This window comes from Pseudomonas sp. 2957, from assembly GCF_031456345.1.
GTDB lineage: Bacteria > Pseudomonadota > Gammaproteobacteria > Pseudomonadales > Pseudomonadaceae > Aquipseudomonas > Aquipseudomonas siliginis.
In genome coordinates, this window is the sequence record NZ_JAVDUL010000001.1 from 1,100,542 (window position 1) to 1,121,831 (window position 21,290).

Below are 21,290 nucleotides of genomic sequence, written 5' to 3' on the forward strand. Positions count from 1 at the left end.
TATGGGGGCTTTGACGAAAGCTGAGATGGCGGAACGTCTGTATGAAGAGCTGGGCCTGAACAAGCGGGAAGCCAAGGAATTGGTCGAACTGTTTTTCGAGGAAATCAGGCACGCTCTTGAAGACAACGAGCAGGTCAAATTGTCCGGTTTCGGCAATTTCGACCTTCGGGACAAACGCCAGCGGCCCGGCCGCAACCCGAAAACGGGGGAAGAAATCCCGATCACGGCTCGCCGTGTGGTCACCTTTCGTCCAGGGCAGAAGTTGAAGGCCCGAGTTGAGGCTTATGCTGGAACCAAGTCATAACGACGAACTACCCGTCATCCCGGGCAAACGCTACTTCACCATTGGTGAAGTCAGCGAGCTGTGTGCCGTAAAGCCACACGTGCTGCGCTACTGGGAGCAGGAGTTTCCTCAGCTCAACCCCGTCAAACGCCGCGGGAACCGCCGGTATTATCAGCGCCAGGACGTGCTGATGATCCGGCAGATCCGCGCGCTCCTTTACGATCAGGGTTTCACCATCGGCGGCGCACGTCTGCGTCTGTCCGGCGACGAAGCCAAAGATGACACCACACAGTACAAACAGATGATTCGGCAGATGATTGCTGAATTGGAAGATGTGCTGGTGGTACTCAAGAAATAAAAAGCTGCGTTTGAATACTTCCAGTTTTCAAAAGCTTGCGATATATTCTTGAGCGTTCTTCGAGGTGAAGAACGGGGTGCAACATCAGTCGGGGCGTAGCGCAGTCCGGTAGCGCACTAGCATGGGGTGCTAGGGGTCGAGTGTTCGAATCACTCCGTCCCGACCATATTTTTCAACGACTTAGCCGCTTTCGAGCGGCTTTGTTGTTTCTGCCATAGTGACTTTCTGAGTGACCTTGGCATTTTCGATCATGCTTCCCTCCTTTTCAGAATCGTCAGCGCTGGTGCGCGCGAGTCGGTTGCTGATACCTTATTTGCCGCCGCAATGAGCTGATCCAACTCCGCTGCCGAGTAGTGGCTGGTGATGCTCCCGTTCTTGTGGCCGAGCAGCGCTTTGCGATCCTCCTCAGTCACGCCAGCCGCACGCAGCCTTCTCCCAAAGGTGTGCTTCAAGTCGTGAATTCGGATTCTGGCAAAGCCGTCATGTGCCGGCCGCAAGAATTTCTCCTGCCACTTCTTCGCCGCTCGAATCCGCGCCTTCTTCCAGGCGGAGTCATTCATGCGGTGAACCGTCGTTTCATTCCCTTCACCATCTGGCTTGCCAAACGGGAAGACGTAGAGCGGATGCTTGCCGCGCTGCTTCTCGATCACTGACTTGGCAACGTCATTCGTCACGACCAGACGCTCGTCTCGGTTCTTCACGCCAGACCTGGCGCTCCTTCCCCCAAACCCCGCCGGTATCAAGAACACGCTCGTTCCCAGCTCCGGTACCGCAATCTCCCAATTCCACTGTAGCTTGCAAACTTCCTGCTCCCGGCAACCTGTGTTGACCTTGAACATGGCCATGGTCTGAAGGTGCGCCGGGAGTTCGGCGAACAGGATCGACTGCTCTTCCCATGAAAGCGGGTAGGGCTTTCGGCTGTTCGTCTTCTCGTCCAGCAGGGAAATCATCGGCACCACGTCCAGCAGCGGCCGTCGCTCTTCGTCACGCCACTTTCGCGCGCAAAGGTTCAACACGCGGATAACCCGCTGAAGCGCGATATTCACTGTCCGGTTCGTGACCGGTTTCCCTACCGCTGGATTCAGCTTAGACTGGATGTATGGCGCGAGTGCATCGTCGTCGATGTGGGTCAGCGGCATATCGCCAATGAACGGGTCGAGCTGCTCCATATAAGTGGCCGAGATGTGAATTGAAGCCTGATCCTTCACTTCCAGCAGGAAGCGAGTCGCCGCCTCCCGCCACGTCCTGACTCGCCGGACGCCGTACACCTTCTGCTGGCGCAACTGCTCCAGCTTGTGGATCAGGTACTGCTCTGCTTCGGCGCGGTTACAAGTGCCAGTACTCTCTTGAATTCGTTCTCCTCTGTACTTTTTGTCGATCTTCCAGATGCCGTTCGGCATTTGCTGGGGCCGGTGATTGCTTTTTGGGCCACGGCGTTGCTCCTTTCTTCTTGCCCTGGCGCTCGCTGCGAGGGCGATTGTTGTCCTGATTGGCGGCCTTTTCAATTGCCATCGACTCGATGTAACGATCGGCCCACTCGTCCAGCTCGAGACGGTCGAAGCCGATGCCCTGTTTCCCGATTGGGAATTCGCGGACGTTTGGGCGCACCGTTTTGTTGAATTCGTCCCGGCACATGCCGAGGTAGCCGTATGCCTCGCCGGCGCGAATGAAGCGCGGGAGGATGGGCGCGACCTGGGCCGCGCTTCGATTTGACATGTGATGCTCCATGCCGCGCGTGGCGGAATTGCTATTGATATATAAGGCCGAGATAATTAATTGACTATATGGTTTTGTGGGCTAACTTTAATGATTCGCCCCACCAAAATCTGGTGGAATTTATGCACTACGTTTGGAGAGCAAAAAATGTCTACTACCGTAGAGCAATGGAAGGCTCAAATCGAAAGTGAAGTCCGTAACAATATTGAGAAATTTATCTCTTTGCCTGAAATTAGTAGTGCGGTTGCTTCTGCTGAATTATCTAGTAAGCCTATGGATTTCAAGACGTTGGGTCGTGACGCGAAATTGACCTTTGCATCTGATGAGGCGATTCAAAAATACCTAGATAATCCCAAAACATTCATGATTGATGGTCTGTGCTGTCTACTATGCATCGATACACCTCTGGTGAAAGCCTGCGCTTCACCTCACATGGGTGGTCCATGCAATATGTGCTAGGGTTGAGTGCGAATCGCGATATGTCTGAGCGTTATTTGTAATGGCGCTCGGACAAAAGCTATTCTTCAATTTCGATATATTAAAGTTGACCATTATTGCAATTAGCATGCCTTGCCTGCGAAGCGTTAAAGTAGTTCTCTACTTATTAATCTTTCTTGGCTCTCTAACTATCATTAAGTGAGAGTGAGGCGTTAAATCTGCGAGCGAGTGCTGCGGGCTTTGACCTAACACTGGACGTACAGCTCGCAGGCGCTCGTTAGGCACTGACCACTGACCACTGACCACTGACCACTGACCATTGGCCATGCCGTGAAGAGGAGGGAAAGGGTGCAGCCGGCAATAATGGTGACGATCATGGCGTCACCCGCTTGAATTCAATGACCCAGACCCATGGATTGGCATCCCAGTTACCGCCGGTAGATCGCCACAGATCAATGAACTGATCGCGTGCGGATTCGCCGTCATCGGAGTAACCGCCATCGCCTGTCATACGCCACGCTCTAAGTCCTTCGGCTTTGGCCTGTTCCTCGCTGATGTCCTGCAGCCGCTCGACGCGCACGTCGGTAATCTCCAGCAGGATGCGGCAGGCCCAGCGAGGCATATGGACGCTTGGCTTCCACGTCGGCTGCTCTTGCTCGTAGGGAGCCAGTCCATCGGCGGCGTACACCAGAGTGCCGTCGTCGCGTGCCTCGCTCACATCCAAGTCGTCCGGTTTGAGATAGGGGCCGCGCATGACCTCGTTGTGATCGCAGTACCACGTTTCGCGCACCCAAAGCCGTTCGCCGATCTGGCCGAACGGGCAAAGCTCATTGGCTGAAAGCGCGACGAACTCCGGCACGAACTCTTCCAGCCATTTCAACGCTGAACCTTTCACCGGTCGCCGCGTTACTGTCTTCCGGCCATCCAGAATGGCGCGCACCATCGGCGCCGAGAATGATATAGGGCGTTGTTTCGTCATGCTACGCTCCATGAAAATACACAAAATGGGTGTGTGGGTATGACCGGCCAAGAAATGACCATTTCGGATTGGGTGATTGTTGCTGCCACGCTGCTGGGTCCCATACTCGCGGTACAAGCTCAGAAATGGATTGAGCGATCCAGAGAGAGTCGGGCAAGGAAACTTCAAGTTTTCCATGCGCTGATGGCAACGCGCGGAGCTCGTCTGTCTGCCGACCATGTCCGCGGGCTGAACATGATCGACCTGTCTTTTTATGGGTATGTGGCCTTCGGACGAAAGTGGACTACTGGGCGAGACCAAAACGTTCTTGATGCGTGGAAGGAGTACCACGATCATCTAAGTGACGTGGTCAATATGAATTCAATGAGCTCTGAAGCGCTCTTCGCTCAACGTGATGAGTTATTTTTGAACCTCCTTTTTGCGATGGGTCGTTCGCTGGGATATCAGTTCGATCGGGTCCAATTGAACAAAAGCTGGTATTCGCCAAATGCGCATGCTCAATACGAAACTCGAATGGAGAATCTTGTTACCGCCGCGACTGGAGTTCTCGAAGGTAGAAGTCCGATTCAAGTTATTCCGGGAGATTTTGACCGCCCCAGAGCCGGAAGTGCAAATGTGCCCCCACCTTGACCTCTATAGCGGCTGACTTTGAAGGGGAGGGTTCCCGCCAAGTAGCGATGTAGCGAAGGCGGTCGGAGTACAGGGCGCTATGCTAAAATATTGAATTTCGCATCTATGACGTCTTGGGGGGGTGGGTTTTATATGTCCAATTGGTTTTCAAATCATCCAATTACGAGCATTCTTGGGCATATATTTATTGTTGCTGCAGGTGTTTGGGCGTTTTCAGTTTTTGTACTTAATGACAATAAGATAAATTTATATAAGGCTCAGGTTGAAAACTCTAAAACAATAGCTGAACAATATATGCAAAAGGTCACAGGTTTAGAATCTGAAATCGCAAAATTGAAAGCGGAGAACGAACGATATTTAACGTGGCTGACATCGGAGCCAAAATCATTCCCTGCTCTTGCTTTGAAAATTAGCAGTCTGGAGCGCGATTTGACCGCGTTGAAACTGTCAAGTCAAATGCAGGAGCCAGGTGAAAAGGTGCCGGCCGTATCTCTTTACGAGTTTTCTAAGGGGTTTTCTAAGGGCGAATCTTTTAAGGATCCGCAGACCAAGGCGGTTATCGGTGTTTCCGATATTAATTCTAATTACACAGCAGTAGGCGTTGTTGCGTTGCCGGATGGTAAAAAAATCGAGATCAAAAATGCCAAGCCCGGGGACAGTTGGGAGTTTAACAAGTCAGGCAAGGAGTATCGGTTAACCCTGGACTCAGTAAACTGGATAAATAATTCTTTAAAAGCATCAGTCTCAGAGACTTCTGAGTAAGTCGCCTTGCGAGTGACGCAATTTACTGTAAAAGCGTTAGGTACAGCGCCACTCGCATCTGTCAAGCGGCCACCGCTTGCCGACCGATAGCGCGCCATGAATCGTTGGCCCGAGCCAGTGCAGCCATCGGTGGAGGGCTGACGCTGTTGCCGCACATATGGACCTGCTGGGTCTTGGTGAATGGCTTTCCGTCGGCGCCGTGGCTGATGATGTAGTCGGCAGGGAAGCCCTGAGCCTTATACAGCTCGGCCGGTTGCAGCATCCGCAGGCAGATGTCGACGATCACGTAGGGCGTGCCCTTGATGGTCACGGTGACCAGGCCCAGCCTATCCTTGGTGGTGATGGTTGGCGCTGGCGCGTCGGCGGCGCTCATGTTCTCGGTGCCGTAGTAGCTGATCAGGAATGCCGCGACTCGCAATGCACCGGCCTCAACCTCTGGCGAGAGCTGCAGCTCGACCAGCGAGCTCTTGCCGCCACCACCCGCCGTAATGGTCGGTGCCGGTTCGTCCACGCCTTGGCCGACGCTGGCGCCGAACTGACGCTCCATGAAGGCAGTGACCAACGCGTGATGCTGCCCGGTTGTGACTGTCGGTACCGGATTCGTCAGATCAGTTGCAGCGTGACCGGTGGTGTTGGTGATCAGCGTCGCCGTCACCAGCTGCTGCTGGCTGCCGGTGTTGGTCACCGTGGTCATCGGATCGTCGACGCTCTTGGCGTCGGTGGTGTTGAACCCGCCGTTCATCTGGGCCATGAATACGGTTGAGATACCCATGGCGTGAGCGGCTCCGGCTGGGCGCTGATAGTTGCCGCCACTGGTGATGGTCGGCAGTGGTTCGTCGAGCGCCTTGCCTTCATCCGAGAACCGGAATTTTACCAGGTGAGCCGCGGCGAGCGCGCGGTGGCCGCGCGTCATCAAGGTGCCGAGAGGCTTGTCCGCCGCTACTGGGTTTCCGGCATATACCGGGCCACCGGCGCCGACGAGCACCGGACTGATCAGCGTCAGCTCGCCGCGATTCGCACAGGTCACCGTCGGCAACGGGGCGTGTGGATCGTTGACACGATCGCTGCCCTGATGGGTTGCTGGCGCAATGATTGGGCTTGCCATGGCGAACGATCCGCCGCGCGGCCAGGACGTCACTGTGCGCAATGGCTCATTTGCAGACTGAACGCTTTCTCCCGACCAGTTCGCGATCGGCACGATGAATGGATCAGCCGCATCGATGACGAACTTCTTCATGCCCTTGGCGATTCGGCGCAGGGTTGCCGGTGCCAGCGGCTTTGCCCGGTCGAAGATGCTTTTGCTTGGGATGGTCCAGTCGATGCACTCGGCGGCGGTGCGCCACTTCTTTTGGCCCTTGGCCGGGTTCTTCGCGTGGGTTGGCTCTGGCCAAACGATCGGCTGGCCATCGCAGCGGGCAATCATAAACAGTCGCTCGCGGCTGGTCGGAGCGCCGAAGTCGCAGGCCTTGATCACCCGCCATTCAACGGCGTAGCCCAGGCGCTTCAGCTCGGCGACGAACACGGCCCATGTTTGCCCGCGACGTTTAGGATCAGGCACCAGGAACTGCTGGTGAACCGGTACGACTTCGCCAGGCTCGGCAATGGCGCCGCCCAACTTCATGACGCGGCCGGTCGATTTGCAGCGCTTGGCGATCAGCGGCCCCCACTGGAGGATCTGTTTCACGTTCTCCAAGCTGATGACGCGAGGTTTCTTCTTGCCGGCCCACTTCAGGCCGATCCACGACAGATTCCGGATCTCGCGCTTGCGCGGCTGTCCGCCGGCGGCTTGGCTGTGGTGCGTGCAGTCCGGTGACATGTGGAACCAGCCCACGGCCTTTCCGCCGCATTCGGTGTCGGGGTCACCATCGAACACATCGGTGGTGTAGTGCACGGCGCCCGGGTGATTCACGGTGTGCATGCTGATCGCTTGGGGGCTATGGTTCTTCGCGACATTCACCGCACGGCCCAGACCCATCTCCAGCCCCGTGCCGGCGCCGCCGCCCCCGCAGAAGAAATCGACAACGATCTCATCGTCCTGAGTGCTGAAGCCGAGTCCGTATTGAGTTTTGAAATCGAAGGGGTGTTTCTTCTGTTGTGCGGACATAGGGGATCCTCGCCGGGTCGGGCGTGTTGTCGAGTTGAGTAGAGTGTTCAGTTATCCCATTGCACCATTCAATCGAAGGGTGAACTTTCCAAGGGGACTCTGTAGAGTCAGGGATCAACGGTTACTATGGCGGAATGGCAATGTACGAAGATGTGTATCGAGCGAGAATCGCTGAGCTAAGATCGATGTTCTCTATTACAAAATCTATTCACCATAATGGGGAGAAGGGCTCTTTAAGAGAAGCTTTTTTAGTAAACCTTATCCAGCTTTTTTTACCGTTCAACTACGGGATAGGCTCTGGTATTGTTATTGACAGATCCGGCAAACAAAGCGTGCAGGCAGACATAATTATTTACGATAAAAGGGCCATGCCTCCGCTCCTGGAGTCATCGGGTCGCGGCGTTTATCTTATAGACTCGGTAGTGCGGGTTATCGAGGTGAAAAGCAATATCAGGAAATCCTCTCTGGACCAGTTTGCTGAAATGATCGAGTGTTTTAATCCCGCGAATCCACAGGGTTTAAAACTGGCTAGCCACGGCAAGCTGCATGGAGGTGTTGGCTATTATCCGGTTTGTGCAATGTTTGGTTTTCAATCCGACTACCGCGGCTTTGCCGATGAGTGCGCGCGAAACCCTGTGATTGAAAAATCCCAGAGCCTTATATGCATAGATGGCGTGGGGCTCTGGACGCACAATCAAAATTATTCAGCGGAATTTAGTTTGCCTTATGATGGTAGGTATATAACTTTTGAGGATGATACATATGGGTTGCGAATGTTTATCGGGTTGCTCTTTGATCAAATTGATGCAACCGCGGGTTCAAGGACATATCGACCTATAGACTGGCTGTTGTAAAGAGCATTACCTAGACCTTCGTCGCAGGTACTCCTTTACCGGGGTGGCGTGATTTGTGGGTTGGGCTAATTATTTGCACTCAGCAAAAACCAGGCGGTAACTACGATGAGCACGAAAATCGATGTGGAAGCGATACGCCTGATAGGCGATGAGGTTGTCAGGCCGCTTAGCCTTCCCGAAGAAAGCCTTGAAGCCGAGGTGCGCCTGGGGCTCAAACTGATCGTCGACCTGGCACGGTGGCGTGACCTGGCCGGCCTATCGACTGCCGGGCCTGCTGGCACAGTTCGTTGATATGGGTTGTTACGGGCGACCGGCGTGGAGCCGGATCAAGGAGAGAATTATGATCATTGGTGAAAAGTTTATTTTTGAAATTGGCGATCCGGTCGTTGATCAATCCGCGACAGATCGCCGTGTCGGTATTGTCGTTGATATCGAAAGCAACGAGGGTGGAGAGAAAATTCTCGTTGTCGAAACTGACGGACAACCAGGTGAGATTTGGCGGGTTCTGGATGAAAATGCCGTACTCCCTTAGATAGCGATCTCAAGCTGCTTTTCCGCAGCCAAATAGCTGAACTGTTGTGCGCCTCGATCCGGTCGGCGATCACATTTGCTCGCTGGCCAGCAGTGGGCGGGGCGTACATGCCGAATCGGCTGATGCTTCCGCCATTCACCGCAGCGTTCGTCGAGTCGGCTGATGCGAAAGGTAGGTGTTGGAAAATGGCCGGGTCGAGCATCCGCAACCCGTGCAGCCTGCACATCGGCCGGCCTTGGTCGTCGCAGACAGCGTCCATCGCGGCGCCCATCCGCTTCCACCATGGCCCAGTGCCCGGTGTACCCCATTGCCCAGAACTGCCAATGGCAACCGTTCGCCAACACCTCGCCAGCCGTTGCAGGCGCTCAGTCGATTCGTTTAAGTGCCAGACCGGCACACCGCGAAGCTCCTCTGGCCACTGCCGAATTAGGTCGTCGTTGGCCTCTTCGTCGCCGTCGATGACGTCCGGAATGAGTGCCCAAGTGAATCCTGGGTGCCGATGCCATTCTTCGACCCAACGGGTATAGCCGTCGACGTCTACCTGGCCACCTTTTTTCCAAACCGTGAACGCGCCGTTATCGAAAACAAACGATTTGCACACATCGGCGACAACCCCAAGATCGTCTTTGCGCGGAAACGGCACAAGCGCATGCCGGCCGGCCAGGAACTTTGCCGCATCCTCTCGCTTACCGCCGACAGGCGTGCCGTGGTAATGGATCATCCGCTGAGCCTCACTGTTTCGATCTCGACGCCCTGGTGCGTAGTGATGATGGTTTGATCGCCGCCCAAAAACTCCGACAGGCGATCGGCGATCTGTTCATGCCAGCCTTTTTTAATCAGCGCGGTGGCTGCCCGGATATGCTCGACATGGATCATCGACAAGGATTTCAACTCAAGGCGATAAACAATGGTCTCGCCGTCGGACGGGCAGACCGCAGCGAATGTGTGTCGATACGTGTTCATAGGGGCTCCTCGCCTGCCGGCGTGATTGGATTTAGGTGTCGAGGAAGTGGGGCGCAACAGCCGAGCGCGGTTGGGAGGGCCTGTAATAGCTTCTAGAGCGCCTTCTTGTTGGATAAATCTATTGGACAGATTCGCGATAGTCCGGTGTTCTATGTCGGCCGAAAGGCTTAACCGCTAGCTACTTTCTAAGTCGTTAGCCCGAAAAACAAACAAGTGGTGATGCAATGAATTGGATTACATCGAAAGGTCGGGTAGAAGGGATAGCCCGACAGGTACTGGAAGCAGAAAAGCGGTATGGCGCGGCGAACCCTGAAGTTACGGTGCGCAACTGGAACGATCGGTTCAGCTTCGTGAAAACCGAGGAAGAATTATCGCGCTTGGTTACCGCGGTTGAGTTGCAGATCCCAGTCATCCGTAACGAGAAGAACATTCCGCACGTGAGCAAGACCGCCTACGGAGTGTTCAACGCTGTGGCTCTGGTTGGGAAATTGGACGAAGACATTGAGGGGGTACTGCTCACCTGACTTCAGCATAATCAGGCGTTGGCTTACCTTGTAGGTCTCAACACTTCATCCCCTGGGTCTCGCTTCAGCTCGGCCAAACTCTCATTCCGAAACATCCGCGCCACGTTTTCGCTAATCACGATTTCGTGGCGCGGATAGTTCAAGAAGGCCGCAAGCTCGTCATCGGCCATCAAGTCCATCTTCATGATGGCGATCTGAAGAACCTCGCTTATTATTGGCACCTTGCCGCGCCGCCGGATTCGCTCCATTGCCTGCTCGATGCCGGGCCTTACCTTGTGTCGCAATTCTTCTCGGCGACCGCCAGCCGCTTCTGCGCAGCCTTGGCCGACCGTTCCTGTACTGATTTGGCCATGGCCTACTTCTTCAATTCCGCTGGCCGGCAAGTCCAGCCAGGTCTGTCGTTTGCGTTGTTGGGGGCGAAAACGTCTCACGCTGCGACCTTCACCTGATGCCAGGCGCCGGTGGCGTAGAACAGTTTCGCGGCTTGGGCTTCGTCCATTGATATCTCGTCGGGAATGGCGATCCAGCCTGAGGCAACCAGATGGTTCGGGTTCGCGCTGTTGCGCAGCTCCAGGTAGTAATGCTCGATCGCATCGGTCAGGCGCTCGACCTTGTAGATACCCTCGGGCGATATCTCCACCGACTTGATGTACTCGGCACCGCGCTCGTCGCGACACATGGCGGCGATGTAGATCGTCCAGCGGTAGGAGAAGTCGAATATTGCGTTGGCGTTCGCCAGACTGCGGATCTGCTTGCAGCTCTTCCAGTTCGCCATGATCTGGCTGCCGCTGGGGTCGATGTTTACCACCGCGACGTGGTTGGTGCGCAGCAGCGCCCGGCAACTGCGTTCAGGCCGGGTGAAACCGTTGTTGGGTTTGCGTTTCGACTTCATAGCGAGTCCGCCATTTTGCGCAGCGCTTTGCGTTCGGCCGCCGATATCGGCTTCGGCCGCCGCTTGAGGACCGTTTCAGAGTCTATTTCTTCGAGCGAGGCGGTGGGAGCGGGTTGCGCGGCGGGCTTTTCAATTGGTCGATCCGCCCGCCGGCGGCCAGGTACTGCGCGATTCGTTCAGCGATCGACTCGGCGTCCGGTCGGTGCTGCTCGGCTGCAACGGAATAAGTGATTTGCCAAATGGATCTCGCAGTTGTATGAGATTTTCATGCCCGCTCGTCGAGCAGATCGCACTCCGAGGCTGCGGATTTTCTCTCATTAATATGCGCAGCCCCTGCGCCACTGACAGGAGAGAATGATGATCGACGACAACAACGGCCCTGAAGCGCCATATCCGGGACCAGACGAACAAACCCCTGATTCTGGCGAGGGTCATGATTCCGGCCTGGAGCAGGCTGATTCTGAGCCGAAGCAGGGTACCGACGAACGACCAGAGGACTGGAATCCGCCACCCGGCAATCCTGGCTCTGATCAGGACGCCCAGACGGGCCGAGATAATGGCGGCGCCAAGTAAGCCCGATCAATTGTAATAGTTCACGAGACCCGGCCATCGCGCCGGGTTTTTATTGCCGCCCAACCCTCTATCGACATCCCTGGGCGCAGACGGCTATTTGGGCTTGGGAGGGCGAAGCCGAGCGGCGCCGGCGGCTGGACGCTTCGATCCAGGCGCCGGCAACAAGCATGTTCACTCTACGATGCAGATCCAGCGATGGTTGTATCGATAGGGTGCGCGGGTGAAATGGACGTCTGAGACCATTTTCATGCCTCGCTCTTGGAGCGCTTCGGTCAGTTGTACGAGTGTCTCTGCCTGGATAGTCATTGCTGTCACCTCGTCAGATTTACTGCGTTCATAATTCTTGACCGAGGGATCAGGCGGCTAATTCATTTTTTCTACAGTCATCATTGAAGTAGTGCGATCAAGAGCGCTGTGCTTCACTTCGTGTCCACTAACTCGCCCCATTCAAGTCCGAACCGCGCCAGGTACTTCCTCAAGCGATCGGCATCATTAGGCTGCGCCTTGGCCTGCCGGGAAACACCGAACAGCTGTCGGCCGGCATCGGACAAGCTGTCGGCCTGCCGGCACACCTCAATGACAGCCTTCAACTGCAATCGATCGAACAAGTCCATGCTCTCGCTATCTCCCGGCAACTCAGTTGATACCGCAGTGGGTTGCGCCAAGCCCCATGCATATCGCAATCGATCGATCTCATCGTCTACCTGCGCTTCATCGATGCGTCCGCTTTCGGCCAAAGTTGCCATCCGTGTAATCGACGCGGACAGTTCGCGAAAGTTGCCCAGCCACGCTGCTTCACGTGAGCTGGCGAAGGCCAGGTAGCGTCGGCGTGCTTCGAGATTGAAACGCGCGCGTTGCCCATGTTCGCGCGCGTGGCGTTCCAGTTCGAAATCGATGTTTGGCTCGATGTCCTCGCGGCGGCCGGCGAGGCCGGGCAGGTCGAATGTCCAGAGGTTGATCCTTGCGTACAGATCCTCGCGAAAAAGGCCTTCGGCGACGCGGCTGCGCAGGTCGCGATGGGTGCCGGCGATTATCAGAAAATCACTCTCGACTTCCTTGTCCGAGCCCAGCGGGAAGAAGCGTTTCTCTTCGATTGCCTTTAACAGCATCGCTTGTTCGTCCGCGCCGAGCTCACCGATTTCATCGAGAAACAGCATGCCGCCGTTTGCGGCGCGCAGCAGGCCATCGCGAGCGTTTTGCGCGCCGGTGAAGGCGCCTTTGACGTGTCCGAACAAGGCCGACATCGCGCCGTCGCCACGCAAGGTTGCACAGTTGACTTCGACAAAGCGTCCCTGCATTTGATGACGGTTACGTTTGAGTTCGTAGATGCGCCGCGCCAGGAAGGATTTGCCGGCGCCGGTCGGGCCGATCAGCAGCATGGGGGCTTTCGAGCGCAGCGCAACGCGCTCGATTTGTTCGATGGAGCGGTTGAAGGCCGGGTTGCGTGTGGCGATGCCGGACTTGAGAAATTCCAGGCCTTCGAGACGTTTGCTGGCGAAGCGTGAAGCAATCCGATCATAGCGCGACAGGTCGAGATCGATCAGCGCATGAGTGCCACAGGCGTGATCGTTTTCGTTCTTGCGCTTGGCGGGGGAGGTCTGAATCAGCCGGGCTGGCAGATAGCGCGCCTCGGTCAGCAGGAACCAGCAGATCTGTGCGACGTGGGTGCCGGTGGTGATGTGGACGAGGTAATCCTCGTGCTCGGTGTCAAAATTGTACGCAGTGGTGAAGTCGTGCAGGGCGCCGTACACCTCCTCGAAATCCCAAGGGTTGCGCAGCGACATTGGATGCAGGCGCACTTCGGTGCTTGGAGAAATCTGCTGGATGTCCACTCGGACGCGCTCGGCGAGGCTGACGTCGCGCGCGTCCAGGCCGTGAATCAATTCAAGCCGATGGATAGGGAGGTCTGTTTGTTGGCACAGACCTACGCTTGGTCGCCAATAATTCCAACGGCTGGCGCCTTTGCCGACACGATCCAGGGTGGCTCCGATAAATCCGATGGCGACCGTGCGTTTGTTGGGCATGCTTATCTCATAAGATAAATGACGATATGCAATGATAATTTTGCTGGTCTGATTTGTCTTCCATAGATTATCGAGACTCGTCGCATCAGAGATAAAAGCTATTAAAATCAGAAACATAGCAGAAAAAACCATAGCCGCATCCAAAGCTGGCACAGCGGCTGCAATGCTGGTGGAAACGAACATGGACACCAAGATATGAAAGACCAAACCTACCAGCTTCTCGAAGTCGCCAACGGCAAGCCCATCAAACTCTGGACCGAAGGCGTCCCGGTTGAAAACGAAGCCCGCGCACAGTTGATGAACACTGCGAAAATGCCCTTCATCTTCAAGCATCTGGCGGTGATGCCGGATGTGCACCTGGGCAAGGGGTCAACCATCGGCAGCGTTATTCCAACGGTCGGCGCGATCATTCCGGCGGCGGTGGGCGTCGACATCGGTTGTGGAATGATCGCTGCGCGTACATCGCTGATGGCTTCGGATCTGCCGGACAACCTCCACGGACTGCGTAGCGCCATCGAGCAAGCGGTGCCACATGGCCGCAGTTCGAATCGTTCGCGGCGAGACAAAGGCGCCTGGGACGAGATTCCTCAGCAAGCCGATCAGGCCTGGGCGGGGTTGCAGCCACGCTTCAAATTGATCACTGACAAATATCCGAAACTGGCCAACACCAACAACCGGGGGCATCTGGGGACGCTCGGCAGTGGCAACCATTTCATCGAAGTGTGCCTGGATGAAGCCAACCGGGTGTGGTTCATGTTGCACAGCGGTTCGCGTGGCGTCGGCAACGCTATCGGCAATCTGTTCATCCAGATGGCCCAAGCCGATATGCGTCAGCACATTGCCAACCTGCCGGACCGTGACCTGGCCTATTTCGAAGAAGGCAGCCAGCACTTTGATGATTACGTGGAAGCAGTGGGGTGGGCGCAGGACTTCGCCAGACAGAACCGCGAACTGATGATGCGCGCGGTGGTTCAGGCCACGCGGCAGATCATCCGCAAGCCGTTCGAAGTGGCGCTGGAGGCGGTCAACTGCCACCACAATTACGTGCAGAAGGAACGGCATTTCGGTGAAGACGTGCTGATTACCCGCAAAGGCGCGGTGTCAGCGAAGAAGGGCGAACTGGGGATTATTCCGGGCTCGATGGGCGCCAAGAGTTTCATTGTGCGCGGTCTGGGCAACGAAGAGTCGTTCAGTTCCTGCAGCCACGGCGCCGGGCGCACCATGAGCCGCACCAAGGCCAAGAATACCTTCACCGTTGCCGATCAGATCCGCGCCACTGCCCACGTGGAATGCCGCAAGGACGAAGCGGTGATTGACGAAATTCCGATGGCCTACAAGGACATCGACAAAATCATGCACGCCCAGCGTGAGCTGGTGGAAGTGCTGCACACCCTGCGTCAGGTGGTGTGCGTCAAAGGCTAAGGAACTACCGCGCTGGCGAGAATTCTGCGTCGGCAGTGCGCTGGTTCATCGCGGCTGAGCTGAAGCGCGAATTATCAATATTGATCGTAACTCAGGAAGACCCACGACGGTTTAACGGTACCTCAGAGACACCGTCGGGCTATACGCGTAAGGATTTGCAATGAAAGAGATAATCGAACTGGACGGCGCCATCGGTGGCGGCCAGGTGTTGCGCAGTGCGTTGAGCCTGTCGATGGTGACAGGTCGGGCGTTTCGCATTAAACAGATTCGCGCCAGACGCAGTCGTCCGGGATTGCTGCGTCAGCATCTGACAGCCGTGATGGCGGCGGCCGAGGTTTGTGGTGCAGAGATATCTGGTGCGCATCTGGGGTCGCAAGCCCTGAGCTTCGAACCGGGCGAGATTAGCGGAGGCAACTTTCAGTTCGCTATTGGCACGGCGGGCAGTTGCACGCTGGTGCTACAGACGCTGTTGCCAGCCTTGTTGCAGGCGCCGCAGGCCAGTCGAGTGACAATCTCCGGTGGCACGCATAATCCGCTGGCGCCGCCGACGGATTTCCTGTCGCGCAGTTGGTTGCCGCTGCTGCGGCGCATGGGCGGCGATGTCGAGTTGGAGTTGCTGCGTTATGGGTTCGTACCGGCTGGCGGTGGCGAAATTGCGGTGAAGGTGCAGCCCTCGCGCCTCACGCGCCTGGACCTGTGTGAGCGCGGCGAGGCAGTCTCACGACGCGCATTGGCGCTGACCGCAGGTCTCGCACCCACTGTCGCTCAGCGAGAGCTGAGTCAGGTGGCCAAGCGTTTGAACTGGCCAGTGGAGGCGCTGCAACCTGTGGCGCTTGACCCGGCACGCGGTCCGGGCAATGTGTTATTGCTGGAGTATGTTTTCGAGCATGTCACTGAGGTGTTCAGCGCATTTGGCCAAGTGTCGTTACGCGCCGAGAAGGTGGCCGATGCCGCAATCAATCAGGCCGTCGACTGGTTGTGCAGTAATGCTGCTGTCGCTGAGCATCTGGCCGATCAGTTGCTGTTGCCGATGGCGCTGGCCGGCGGCGGATCGTTCACCACGCCGCGCATGACTGATCATCTGCGCAGCAACATCGAAGTCATTCACCTGTTTTTGCCGGTCCGTATCGATTGCCGAGAGGGGGGCGGCGATCGCTTGCGGGTAGACGTTTTCCAAACCGATTAACAGCAGTCGGCAACCGGAAAGCAGTTGCACAACCTCATCGCAGGTGAGGCTAGCCTTCAGCCATTAGCACATCCGACCTAATTGCCCCCGTTCTGGCTCGACCTTAAAGTCCTTTCGCTTGGCAGGTTATTGCCAGTATTTCTCCGGTATGAAAATCAAAAAGGTCGATCTGCAATGAACTCATCAAGGACTATCCCGGTTCTCGCTTTATTCGCAACAATGGCGCTCGCAGTTACTGGATGCCAGACCGTCAAACCGGGAGAGAGTGATCTCAAGAATCGCGCACAGACCACCATCGGCAAACCCGTAATCAAGGTTTCAAATATCCGCAGCGACTTCAATACAACCTTCTACACCGCTCAAACCGAAAGTGGCGAATATACGTGCGAACTGCCGAGCGGCCCGATGGTTGCTCTGGGTTCCATGGGCATGGGACTGGGCGCTCAGTGCACCAAGCAATGACTAATCAATCCTTTCGAAGCTGAAATAAAAAGGCCAATGTCGATGACATTGGCCTTTTTCTTTAACCAATACTCGGCGCAGATCAGCTGGTTTTCGAGTTCAGCTTGCGCAGTTCTTCGTAGGTCGCCGATTGCACGAACCAGAAGCCAGAGACGATGCACCAGCCCAGGGTGCCGCCTACAAACATGCCGAGACCCGAAAGAAAGCTCTGGCTCATCATGAAGAGGGAAACGATCAGGATGACCGCCAGTGCGATGTAGAGAACGATGTTGTTGACGCCGATGACGAAATCTTTCATTTGCATTCCTTGGATGTATTTTCCTCTGGCCACCTTCTATGGTGGCCAGTGCGCGCATCATATTGATATCACCCTGTATTGCGCTAGTTCGGCGTCGGTATTTCGTTATGAATAGCAAAGTCCGTGGTTACTGAGCGGGTTTTTTCTCAAGATCTTCAGAGTCGCTCGACGTCGCCGCATCCTTCTCCGTCTCGTGCGGCTCTGAGCCCGCATTGGCGCCTGAAGACTCTTCACCTTTCTTGTTGGCCTTCTCATCATGGTCACTAGAGCTTTGTGCATGATTGACACCGGGCAGGGCGGTGGCGGGGGTGGCAGCGCCCGCTGTCGTTTCGGCTGCCCAAGCGTGGAGCGGGCCAATCAAGTACAGACTGAAAAACGAAATTGCGAAGATTTTCTTGTTCATCACGTGGGCCTTCTACGCGGTGGGATGTACTGCTTTGGATAAGCCTGTCTGCCAAAGGTGCGCAGTACTGGACGAGCGGCGAAGCCTGATTGTATTCAGCCGGATCAAAAATCTCGCGACAGCAGGCAAATTGCTGGCCCCCATAGGTATTTCGCACCGGCAAAATCGCCTTTTTTCAAAAGGTTAGGTTGGCTATATGCGCACGATTGTCATCACCGTTGTGACGCTTTCCCTGGCTTTGATCGCCTCGGGAGTGCAGGCAAAAGAGTTGAGCAAGGGCCATCGCTTTGCCTGCACCTGGGGCTCGGATATTGCTGCCGGGGCGCAGCGATCAAAACTGTCCGGGGTTTCGCTGTATGGCGCGCGCAAGCAATTGCAGGTTCGCCGATTCCAGCAACCCTGGATGCGCATGACAGCGATGGGGATTACCGAGCAGACCTACAACAGCAGTTCGAAGCTCAAACCGGCAGCGGTCAAGCAGACCTATTACGAACAATGCGTACGCCATGAGTTGGCTCGGCGCTGATGCCGGTTTCTCAGGACTGATTTACACAGCTCAGGAATCGCGAGAGCCCTTGGCGACTGCCGGCCCGGCAACCCGCGGCGCCGCTTTGGTCTGCATCAGTGCATCCAGAGCCTTGCGATAGCCCTGGCCGCCAAGCGCCATGCTGTTGTTGTGCGTCGCGCCGGGCACGAGCAGCAGGCGTTTGGGCTGCTCTGCGGCATTGAATAGCTGCTCGCTGAAGCGCGGCGGCACGAAGGCATCAGCCAGGCCATGCACCACCAGCAGTGGCATGTGAATGTCGGCGATCTTGTCGATGGAATCGAATTTCTGCGACAGGAGCCAACGCACAGGAAGCGAGGTGTTGGCCACGGCGGCAGCTACGTCGGCGAGAGAAGTGAAGGTAGATTCGATGACCAGACCGCGAACCGGCAGAGGTGTGTTGTTGCGCGCCGCGTTCTGTCCGAGCTCGGCCGCCAGATCAATCGCCACCGCACCGCCGAGAGAGTGGCCGTAGATCAGGCGCTTGTTCGGGTCCGGTTGCAGCAGCTGGAAGCGCTCCCAGGCCACGCGGGCATCTTCATAAACGCTGCTTTCGGATGGTAGATCACCCTTGCTTTGGCCGAACCCGCGATAATCGATGGCCAGCACCGAATAGCCCGCCGCGCGTAGTTGTTCTATGCGGAACAACTGTCCGGTGAGGTTCCAGCGCACGCCATGCAAATAAAGGATTGCCGGGGCATTGGCACGTTCCGCCGGCCACCACCAGGCATGGATGTTCTGCCCGGCCTTGAAACTCTTCGGTTGCAGATCGAGTTCCTGAACGCTGCCGGGCAGACCGCGATACCAGCCGGCGGTGCCCGGCTCGATGCGAAACAACAGTTTGCGCTCGGTGTGTTCCAGCACCGCACAACTCGTCGGCACGCCAATGATCAGCGCGGCCATCATGGCGAATGCCAAGCGGCGGCGTCGCAGGCGGGTCAGGAAGGACAGGAACATTAATCGTTTCACCACAGCGCAGACAAAGAACGCTTTTTACCAGATGCCTCGGTCTGCGCGTGACTGTTTTTCGACCACCGTGCACGCCCAACGATTACAAGATGCTGCAATCGATCACCCCACTTGCAGCACAATCTTGCCGATATGATCGCCGCCCTCCATGCGGGCATGGGCCTGAGCCGCGTCAGCCAGCGGGTAAACCTTGTCGATGATCGGCAGGCAGCGCCCGGCGCTGAGGGCAGGCCAAACGTGTTCTTGCAGTTGATCGGCGATCGCGGCTTTCTCCGCAGCGGTACGCGCGCGCAGCAGCGAACCGGTGACCACCGCGCGTTTGCCGAGGATCGCCAGCAGATCGATGTCGTTGGCGCGGGCGCCGCCGAGAAAACCGAGCATCACCAGTCGGCCGTCCATCGCCAGTGCGCTGATGTTGCCGTTCAGATACGAGCCACCCATGATGTCGAGAATCACGTTCACGCCTTGATCTGCGGTCTTCTCGGCAATGACTTTGGCAAAATCTTCTTCCCGATAGTTGATCGGCTGCCCGCCAAGTTTACTGATTGCGGCGCATTTTTCAGGACTGCCGGCGGTGGCGAACGCCTCAATACCGAATTCACGACAGAGCATCAGCGCGGTGGTACCGATGCCGCTGGTGCCGCCGTGAATCAGCACGCAATGGCCTGGCTTGGCGGCGCCGAGGCCGAACAGGTTGGCCCAGACGGTGAAAAACGTTTCCGGAATCGCGGCGGCCTGGACCCAATCGACTCCATCCGGCACAGGCAAAGTCTGGCCGGCGGGTACCGCGCAATACTCGGCGTATCCGCCGCCATTGGTCAGCGCGCAGACCCGATCGCCGACCGCGAAACGCGTTACTCCAGCGCCAACCGCGACCACTTCGCCAGCCACCTCAAGTCCGGGAATCGGGTCCATCCCGGGTTTCATCGGATATTTGCCGGCGCGCTGCAAGGCATCCGGACGATTGATGCCGGCAGCGTGAACGCGGATAAGCACTTGGCCTTCGCCAACGGTCGGCAGAGGCACGCGCCTGGCTTGCAATACTTCAGGGCCGCCGGGTTCGGTGATTTCAATACGGGTCATTTCGTTGGGCAGTGACATTGTCGATTCCTGTGAAAAAGGTCGTGTAGATGGGAACGCTGGCAGCGCGCAATGATTCCCTTCAGTTCGCCGCGCAACGGGGTTCAGTTGTAGAGGGCAGCCAGCGCATGGCTTGCTCCAGCAGTAGAGCGACGACGATCGCGCCAGCGGCGATCACAAACAGCAGCGTGTGCTGGCCGCCCGAGGCATTGAACAATGCCGAATAGGCAAACCCGGCCAGCGCCTGAAAGGTTGCGAATGACACAGTGGCACGGCTCCAGGCGATCTGCTGACGGTGATGCGACGGCACCAGTTCATGCACCCGGGCCAAGGCCAGCGGCACGATGCCCGGCGGGAAAGAGCCGAGAATCACCGCCAGTAAAGCCAGCGCCAGAAATGAATGGGAGACGGCAAGCAAACCGAGGGCGATGGCTTGCACTACCAACACCAGTCGAATACCAGTACGGGCGCCAAGCTGGTCAGCCAGAAACCCGTAAGTCACCGGTCCGACAATCGCCCCCAGGCCATACATCACCCAGACCATTGCGCCGATATGCGCCCCGGCGCCCAGTCCGCGAGCCACGTAATCCACCAGAAACACCATGGCAGGCACCAGCCCGGCGGCCATGAACGCGTATTGAGCAAACAACAGGTAGACGCCCGGCGGTGTCGGCTCATCAGCCGACGTTGCGTGCGCAGCCACAGGGTGCGCGGTATCCGCAGGCCAGCCGAACCAGCTCAACGCGGTCAGCAACAACGCCAGCGCGCCCAGCCCCAGCCATGTTGCCTGCAAGCCAAGAGTCAGCAGTGGCGGCACGATGGTGCCGGAGCCAGCAATCCCCAGGCCGATGCCAAGGAAGATTGCGCCACTGGCCAAGCCTCTGCGCGCCACCGGAACGTGAGGCAGCACGGTTGCCGCCACCAGCACCATGATCGCGCCACCGGCAATGCCGGACAGCAAACGCCAGCCGAAGAACCAGCTCACCGAGAGCGGATAAGCACAGGCAAAAAATGCTCCCGTGACCGCCAGCATCATCAGGCGCAAGGCGTTGCGGTTACCTAGTCGATGGGCCATGGGCCGACCGAGCAGGGCGCCAATCAAGTAGCCGACCAGATTGGCCGCGCCGAGATAGACGACATCATTGGCGGAAAACCACTGTGCCTGAATCAGCGAAGGGATCAGCGGCGTGTAGGCGAAACGCGCCAGGCCAATGCTGACCAGGCTGGCGCAAAGCCCGGCGAAGATCGGCAGCCAGATGCCGGAGGAATTTGCAGTACGCATGATAGCGATCTC

24 protein-coding genes, 1 tRNA gene and 2 pseudogenes are annotated in these 21,290 nt (G+C 56.9%); 14 read left to right on the forward strand and 13 right to left on the reverse strand.

The annotated features are described in order from the left end of the window. The first annotated feature begins 1 nt into the window (after nucleotide 1). From ihfA to J2Y39_RS04955, 3 genes are all read left to right on the forward strand, one after another. Nucleotides 2–304 (forward strand): integration host factor subunit alpha, encoded by a 303-nt coding sequence (gene ihfA, locus J2Y39_RS04945; protein WP_002553164.1) that lies wholly within the window; start codon nucleotides 2–4, stop codon nucleotides 302–304. Next, nucleotides 285–641 carry a MerR family transcriptional regulator gene (locus J2Y39_RS04950; RefSeq protein ID WP_003179985.1) on the forward strand — a complete coding sequence of 119 codons (357 nt, stop codon included), beginning with the start codon at nucleotides 285–287 and terminating at the stop codon, nucleotides 639–641. Before ihfA ends, J2Y39_RS04950 begins: the two co-directional genes overlap by 20 nt. 89 nt (nucleotides 642–730) lie before the next feature. Further along, nucleotides 731–807, forward strand: a tRNA-Pro gene (locus J2Y39_RS04955). A gap of 82 nt (nucleotides 808–889) precedes the next feature. Here the strand turns inward: J2Y39_RS04955 and J2Y39_RS04960 are convergent. Next, a pseudogene (locus J2Y39_RS04960) lies at nucleotides 890–2,073 on the reverse strand (tyrosine-type recombinase/integrase). 431 nt (nucleotides 2,074–2,504) lie between these two features. On the opposite strand from J2Y39_RS04960, the gene J2Y39_RS04965 reads away from it, so the two are divergent. Beyond that, entirely contained in the window at nucleotides 2,505–2,816 is a 312-nt protein-coding gene (locus J2Y39_RS04965; protein WP_310215465.1) for a hypothetical protein, read from the forward strand. Between the two features lie 352 nt (nucleotides 2,817–3,168). Here J2Y39_RS04965 and J2Y39_RS04970 read toward each other — a convergent pair whose 3' ends face one another. Continuing rightward, the gene (locus tag J2Y39_RS04970; protein WP_310215468.1) at nucleotides 3,169–3,774 is read right to left on the reverse strand and encodes a hypothetical protein; all 606 of its coding nucleotides are present in this window, start codon (nucleotides 3,772–3,774) and stop codon (nucleotides 3,169–3,171) included. A gap of 39 nt (nucleotides 3,775–3,813) precedes the next feature. Between J2Y39_RS04970 and J2Y39_RS04975 the strand changes: the two genes are divergently transcribed. Both J2Y39_RS04975 and J2Y39_RS04980 read left to right on the forward strand, forming a co-directional pair. After that, nucleotides 3,814–4,404, forward strand: coding sequence for a DUF6680 family protein (locus J2Y39_RS04975; RefSeq protein ID WP_310215470.1), 591 nt, complete (start codon nucleotides 3,814–3,816; stop codon nucleotides 4,402–4,404). Between the two features lie 132 nt (nucleotides 4,405–4,536). Next, the gene (locus J2Y39_RS04980) at nucleotides 4,537–5,166 is read left to right on the forward strand and encodes a hypothetical protein (RefSeq protein WP_310215472.1); all 630 of its coding nucleotides are present in this window, start codon (nucleotides 4,537–4,539) and stop codon (nucleotides 5,164–5,166) included. A 61-nt stretch (nucleotides 5,167–5,227) separates the two neighbouring features. Here the strand turns inward: J2Y39_RS04980 and J2Y39_RS04985 are convergent, their stop codons facing one another. Beyond that, nucleotides 5,228–7,270 carry a DNA cytosine methyltransferase gene (locus J2Y39_RS04985; protein WP_310215476.1) on the reverse strand — a complete coding sequence of 681 codons (2,043 nt, stop codon included), beginning with the start codon at nucleotides 7,268–7,270 and terminating at the stop codon, nucleotides 5,228–5,230. Nucleotides 7,271–7,410: 140 nt separating this feature from the next. Here J2Y39_RS04985 and J2Y39_RS04990 point away from each other — a divergent pair, with 140 nt between their 5' ends. Beyond that, nucleotides 7,411–8,124, forward strand: a complete 714-nt coding sequence (locus J2Y39_RS04990; protein WP_310215478.1) for a DUF6602 domain-containing protein — start codon at nucleotides 7,411–7,413, stop codon at nucleotides 8,122–8,124. A gap of 105 nt (nucleotides 8,125–8,229) precedes the next feature. After that, complete coding sequence (locus J2Y39_RS04995) at nucleotides 8,230–8,415, forward strand: hypothetical protein (protein WP_310215481.1); 186 nt, start codon at nucleotides 8,230–8,232, stop codon at nucleotides 8,413–8,415. A gap of 68 nt (nucleotides 8,416–8,483) precedes the next feature. Here J2Y39_RS04995 and J2Y39_RS05000 read toward each other — a convergent pair whose 3' ends face one another. Both J2Y39_RS05000 and J2Y39_RS05005 read right to left on the reverse strand, forming a co-directional pair. After that, nucleotides 8,484–9,377 (reverse strand): hypothetical protein, encoded by an 894-nt coding sequence (locus J2Y39_RS05000; RefSeq protein ID WP_310215484.1) that lies wholly within the window; start codon nucleotides 9,375–9,377, stop codon nucleotides 8,484–8,486. Next, a complete protein-coding gene (locus tag J2Y39_RS05005) occupies nucleotides 9,374–9,619 on the reverse strand; it encodes a hypothetical protein (RefSeq protein ID WP_310215487.1) in 246 nt (81 codons plus the stop codon). The genes J2Y39_RS05000 and J2Y39_RS05005 overlap by 4 nt, the downstream gene beginning before the upstream one ends. A 224-nt stretch (nucleotides 9,620–9,843) precedes the next feature. Between J2Y39_RS05005 and J2Y39_RS05010 the strand changes: the two genes are divergently transcribed. After that, entirely contained in the window at nucleotides 9,844–10,143 is a 300-nt protein-coding gene (locus J2Y39_RS05010; RefSeq protein WP_310215489.1) for a hypothetical protein, read from the forward strand. A 23-nt stretch (nucleotides 10,144–10,166) separates the two neighbouring features. Here the strand turns inward: J2Y39_RS05010 and J2Y39_RS05015 are convergent. Both J2Y39_RS05015 and J2Y39_RS05020 read right to left on the reverse strand, forming a co-directional pair. After that, a pseudogene (locus tag J2Y39_RS05015) lies at nucleotides 10,167–10,495 on the reverse strand (hypothetical protein). Nucleotides 10,496–10,570: 75 nt separating this feature from the next. Further along, nucleotides 10,571–11,035 carry a hypothetical protein gene (locus J2Y39_RS05020; RefSeq protein ID WP_310215492.1) on the reverse strand — a complete coding sequence of 155 codons (465 nt, stop codon included), beginning with the start codon at nucleotides 11,033–11,035 and terminating at the stop codon, nucleotides 10,571–10,573. 357 nt (nucleotides 11,036–11,392) lie between these two features. Between J2Y39_RS05020 and J2Y39_RS05030 the strand changes: the two genes are divergently transcribed. Further along, nucleotides 11,393–11,608 (forward strand): hypothetical protein, encoded by a 216-nt coding sequence (locus J2Y39_RS05030; RefSeq protein WP_076567342.1) that lies wholly within the window; start codon nucleotides 11,393–11,395, stop codon nucleotides 11,606–11,608. A gap of 419 nt (nucleotides 11,609–12,027) precedes the next feature. On the opposite strand, the gene rtcR is transcribed toward J2Y39_RS05030, so the two are convergent. Continuing rightward, entirely contained in the window at nucleotides 12,028–13,632 is a 1,605-nt protein-coding gene (gene rtcR / locus J2Y39_RS05035; RefSeq protein ID WP_310215809.1) for an RNA repair transcriptional activator RtcR, read from the reverse strand. Nucleotides 13,633–13,827: 195 nt separating this feature from the next. Here rtcR and J2Y39_RS05040 point away from each other — a divergent pair, with 195 nt between their 5' ends. From J2Y39_RS05040 to J2Y39_RS05050, 3 genes are all read left to right on the forward strand, one after another. After that, nucleotides 13,828–15,054 carry an RtcB family protein gene (locus J2Y39_RS05040; RefSeq protein ID WP_310215495.1) on the forward strand — a complete coding sequence of 409 codons (1,227 nt, stop codon included), beginning with the start codon at nucleotides 13,828–13,830 and terminating at the stop codon, nucleotides 15,052–15,054. Between the two features lie 160 nt (nucleotides 15,055–15,214). Then, complete coding sequence (rtcA, locus tag J2Y39_RS05045; protein ID WP_310215497.1) at nucleotides 15,215–16,240, forward strand: RNA 3'-terminal phosphate cyclase; 1,026 nt, start codon at nucleotides 15,215–15,217, stop codon at nucleotides 16,238–16,240. A 174-nt stretch (nucleotides 16,241–16,414) separates the two neighbouring features. Further along, a complete protein-coding gene (locus J2Y39_RS05050; protein ID WP_041478565.1) occupies nucleotides 16,415–16,702 on the forward strand; it encodes a hypothetical protein in 288 nt (95 codons plus the stop codon). An 82-nt stretch (nucleotides 16,703–16,784) separates the two neighbouring features. On the opposite strand, the gene J2Y39_RS05055 is transcribed toward J2Y39_RS05050, so the two are convergent. Continuing rightward, nucleotides 16,785–17,000: a hypothetical protein gene (locus tag J2Y39_RS05055; protein ID WP_041478566.1), complete on the reverse strand. Its 216-nt coding sequence runs from the start codon at nucleotides 16,998–17,000 to the stop codon at nucleotides 16,785–16,787. A gap of 127 nt (nucleotides 17,001–17,127) precedes the next feature. Beyond that, the gene (locus tag J2Y39_RS05060) at nucleotides 17,128–17,403 is read right to left on the reverse strand and encodes a hypothetical protein (protein WP_310215501.1); all 276 of its coding nucleotides are present in this window, start codon (nucleotides 17,401–17,403) and stop codon (nucleotides 17,128–17,130) included. 196 nt (nucleotides 17,404–17,599) lie between these two features. Between J2Y39_RS05060 and J2Y39_RS05065 the strand changes: the two genes are divergently transcribed. Beyond that, entirely contained in the window at nucleotides 17,600–17,929 is a 330-nt protein-coding gene (locus J2Y39_RS05065) for a hypothetical protein (RefSeq protein WP_041478568.1), read from the forward strand. A gap of 30 nt (nucleotides 17,930–17,959) precedes the next feature. Here J2Y39_RS05065 and J2Y39_RS05070 read toward each other — a convergent pair whose 3' ends face one another. The 3 genes from J2Y39_RS05070 to J2Y39_RS05080 form a co-directional block, all read right to left on the reverse strand. Beyond that, complete coding sequence (locus tag J2Y39_RS05070) at nucleotides 17,960–18,904, reverse strand: alpha/beta hydrolase (protein ID WP_041478569.1); 945 nt, start codon at nucleotides 18,902–18,904, stop codon at nucleotides 17,960–17,962. A 114-nt stretch (nucleotides 18,905–19,018) separates the two neighbouring features. Continuing rightward, entirely contained in the window at nucleotides 19,019–20,017 is a 999-nt protein-coding gene (locus tag J2Y39_RS05075; RefSeq protein WP_310215506.1) for an NAD(P)H-quinone oxidoreductase, read from the reverse strand. A 61-nt stretch (nucleotides 20,018–20,078) separates the two neighbouring features. Beyond that, nucleotides 20,079–21,278, reverse strand: a complete 1,200-nt coding sequence (locus tag J2Y39_RS05080; RefSeq protein WP_310215509.1) for a YbfB/YjiJ family MFS transporter — start codon at nucleotides 21,276–21,278, stop codon at nucleotides 20,079–20,081. Nucleotides 21,279–21,290: the final 12 nt, after the last annotated feature.

Bases quoted from the DNA above. Each gene is read 5' to 3' on its own strand.
- J2Y39_RS05070 (WP_041478569.1), bottom strand. From the start codon at position 18,904: ATGTTCCTGTCCTTCCTGACCCGCCTGCGACGCCGCCGCTTGGCATTC.
- J2Y39_RS05010 (WP_310215489.1), top strand. From the start codon at position 9,844: ATGAATTGGATTACATCGAAAGGTCGGGTAGAAGGGATAGCCCGACAG.
- J2Y39_RS04990 (WP_310215478.1), top strand. From the start codon at position 7,411: ATGTACGAAGATGTGTATCGAGCGAGAATCGCTGAGCTAAGATCGATG.
- J2Y39_RS04950 (WP_003179985.1), top strand. From the start codon at position 285: ATGCTGGAACCAAGTCATAACGACGAACTACCCGTCATCCCGGGCAAA.
- rtcR (WP_310215809.1), bottom strand. From the start codon at position 13,632: ATGCCCAACAAACGCACGGTCGCCATCGGATTTATCGGAGCCACCCTG.
- J2Y39_RS05050 (WP_041478565.1), top strand. From the start codon at position 16,415: ATGAACTCATCAAGGACTATCCCGGTTCTCGCTTTATTCGCAACAATG.
- J2Y39_RS04970 (WP_310215468.1), bottom strand. From the start codon at position 3,774: ATGACGAAACAACGCCCTATATCATTCTCGGCGCCGATGGTGCGCGCC.
- rtcA (WP_310215497.1), top strand. From the start codon at position 15,215: ATGAAAGAGATAATCGAACTGGACGGCGCCATCGGTGGCGGCCAGGTG.
- J2Y39_RS04980 (WP_310215472.1), top strand. From the start codon at position 4,537: ATGTCCAATTGGTTTTCAAATCATCCAATTACGAGCATTCTTGGGCAT.
- J2Y39_RS04965 (WP_310215465.1), top strand. From the start codon at position 2,505: ATGTCTACTACCGTAGAGCAATGGAAGGCTCAAATCGAAAGTGAAGTC.
- ihfA (WP_002553164.1), top strand. From the start codon at position 2: ATGGGGGCTTTGACGAAAGCTGAGATGGCGGAACGTCTGTATGAAGAG.
- J2Y39_RS05065 (WP_041478568.1), top strand. From the start codon at position 17,600: ATGCGCACGATTGTCATCACCGTTGTGACGCTTTCCCTGGCTTTGATC.
- J2Y39_RS05055 (WP_041478566.1), bottom strand. From the start codon at position 17,000: ATGAAAGATTTCGTCATCGGCGTCAACAACATCGTTCTCTACATCGCA.
- J2Y39_RS04975 (WP_310215470.1), top strand. From the start codon at position 3,814: ATGACCGGCCAAGAAATGACCATTTCGGATTGGGTGATTGTTGCTGCC.
- J2Y39_RS05040 (WP_310215495.1), top strand. From the start codon at position 13,828: ATGAAAGACCAAACCTACCAGCTTCTCGAAGTCGCCAACGGCAAGCCC.
- J2Y39_RS04995 (WP_310215481.1), top strand. From the start codon at position 8,230: ATGAGCACGAAAATCGATGTGGAAGCGATACGCCTGATAGGCGATGAG.
- J2Y39_RS05060 (WP_310215501.1), bottom strand. From the start codon at position 17,403: ATGAACAAGAAAATCTTCGCAATTTCGTTTTTCAGTCTGTACTTGATT.
- J2Y39_RS05000 (WP_310215484.1), bottom strand. From the start codon at position 9,377: ATGATCCATTACCACGGCACGCCTGTCGGCGGTAAGCGAGAGGATGCG.
- J2Y39_RS05030 (WP_076567342.1), top strand. From the start codon at position 11,393: ATGATCGACGACAACAACGGCCCTGAAGCGCCATATCCGGGACCAGAC.
- J2Y39_RS05075 (WP_310215506.1), bottom strand. From the start codon at position 20,017: ATGTCACTGCCCAACGAAATGACCCGTATTGAAATCACCGAACCCGGC.
- J2Y39_RS05005 (WP_310215487.1), bottom strand. From the start codon at position 9,619: ATGAACACGTATCGACACACATTCGCTGCGGTCTGCCCGTCCGACGGC.
- J2Y39_RS05080 (WP_310215509.1), bottom strand. From the start codon at position 21,278: ATGCGTACTGCAAATTCCTCCGGCATCTGGCTGCCGATCTTCGCCGGG.
- J2Y39_RS04985 (WP_310215476.1), bottom strand. From the start codon at position 7,270: ATGTCCGCACAACAGAAGAAACACCCCTTCGATTTCAAAACTCAATAC.
- J2Y39_RS05020 (WP_310215492.1), bottom strand. From the start codon at position 11,035: ATGAAGTCGAAACGCAAACCCAACAACGGTTTCACCCGGCCTGAACGC.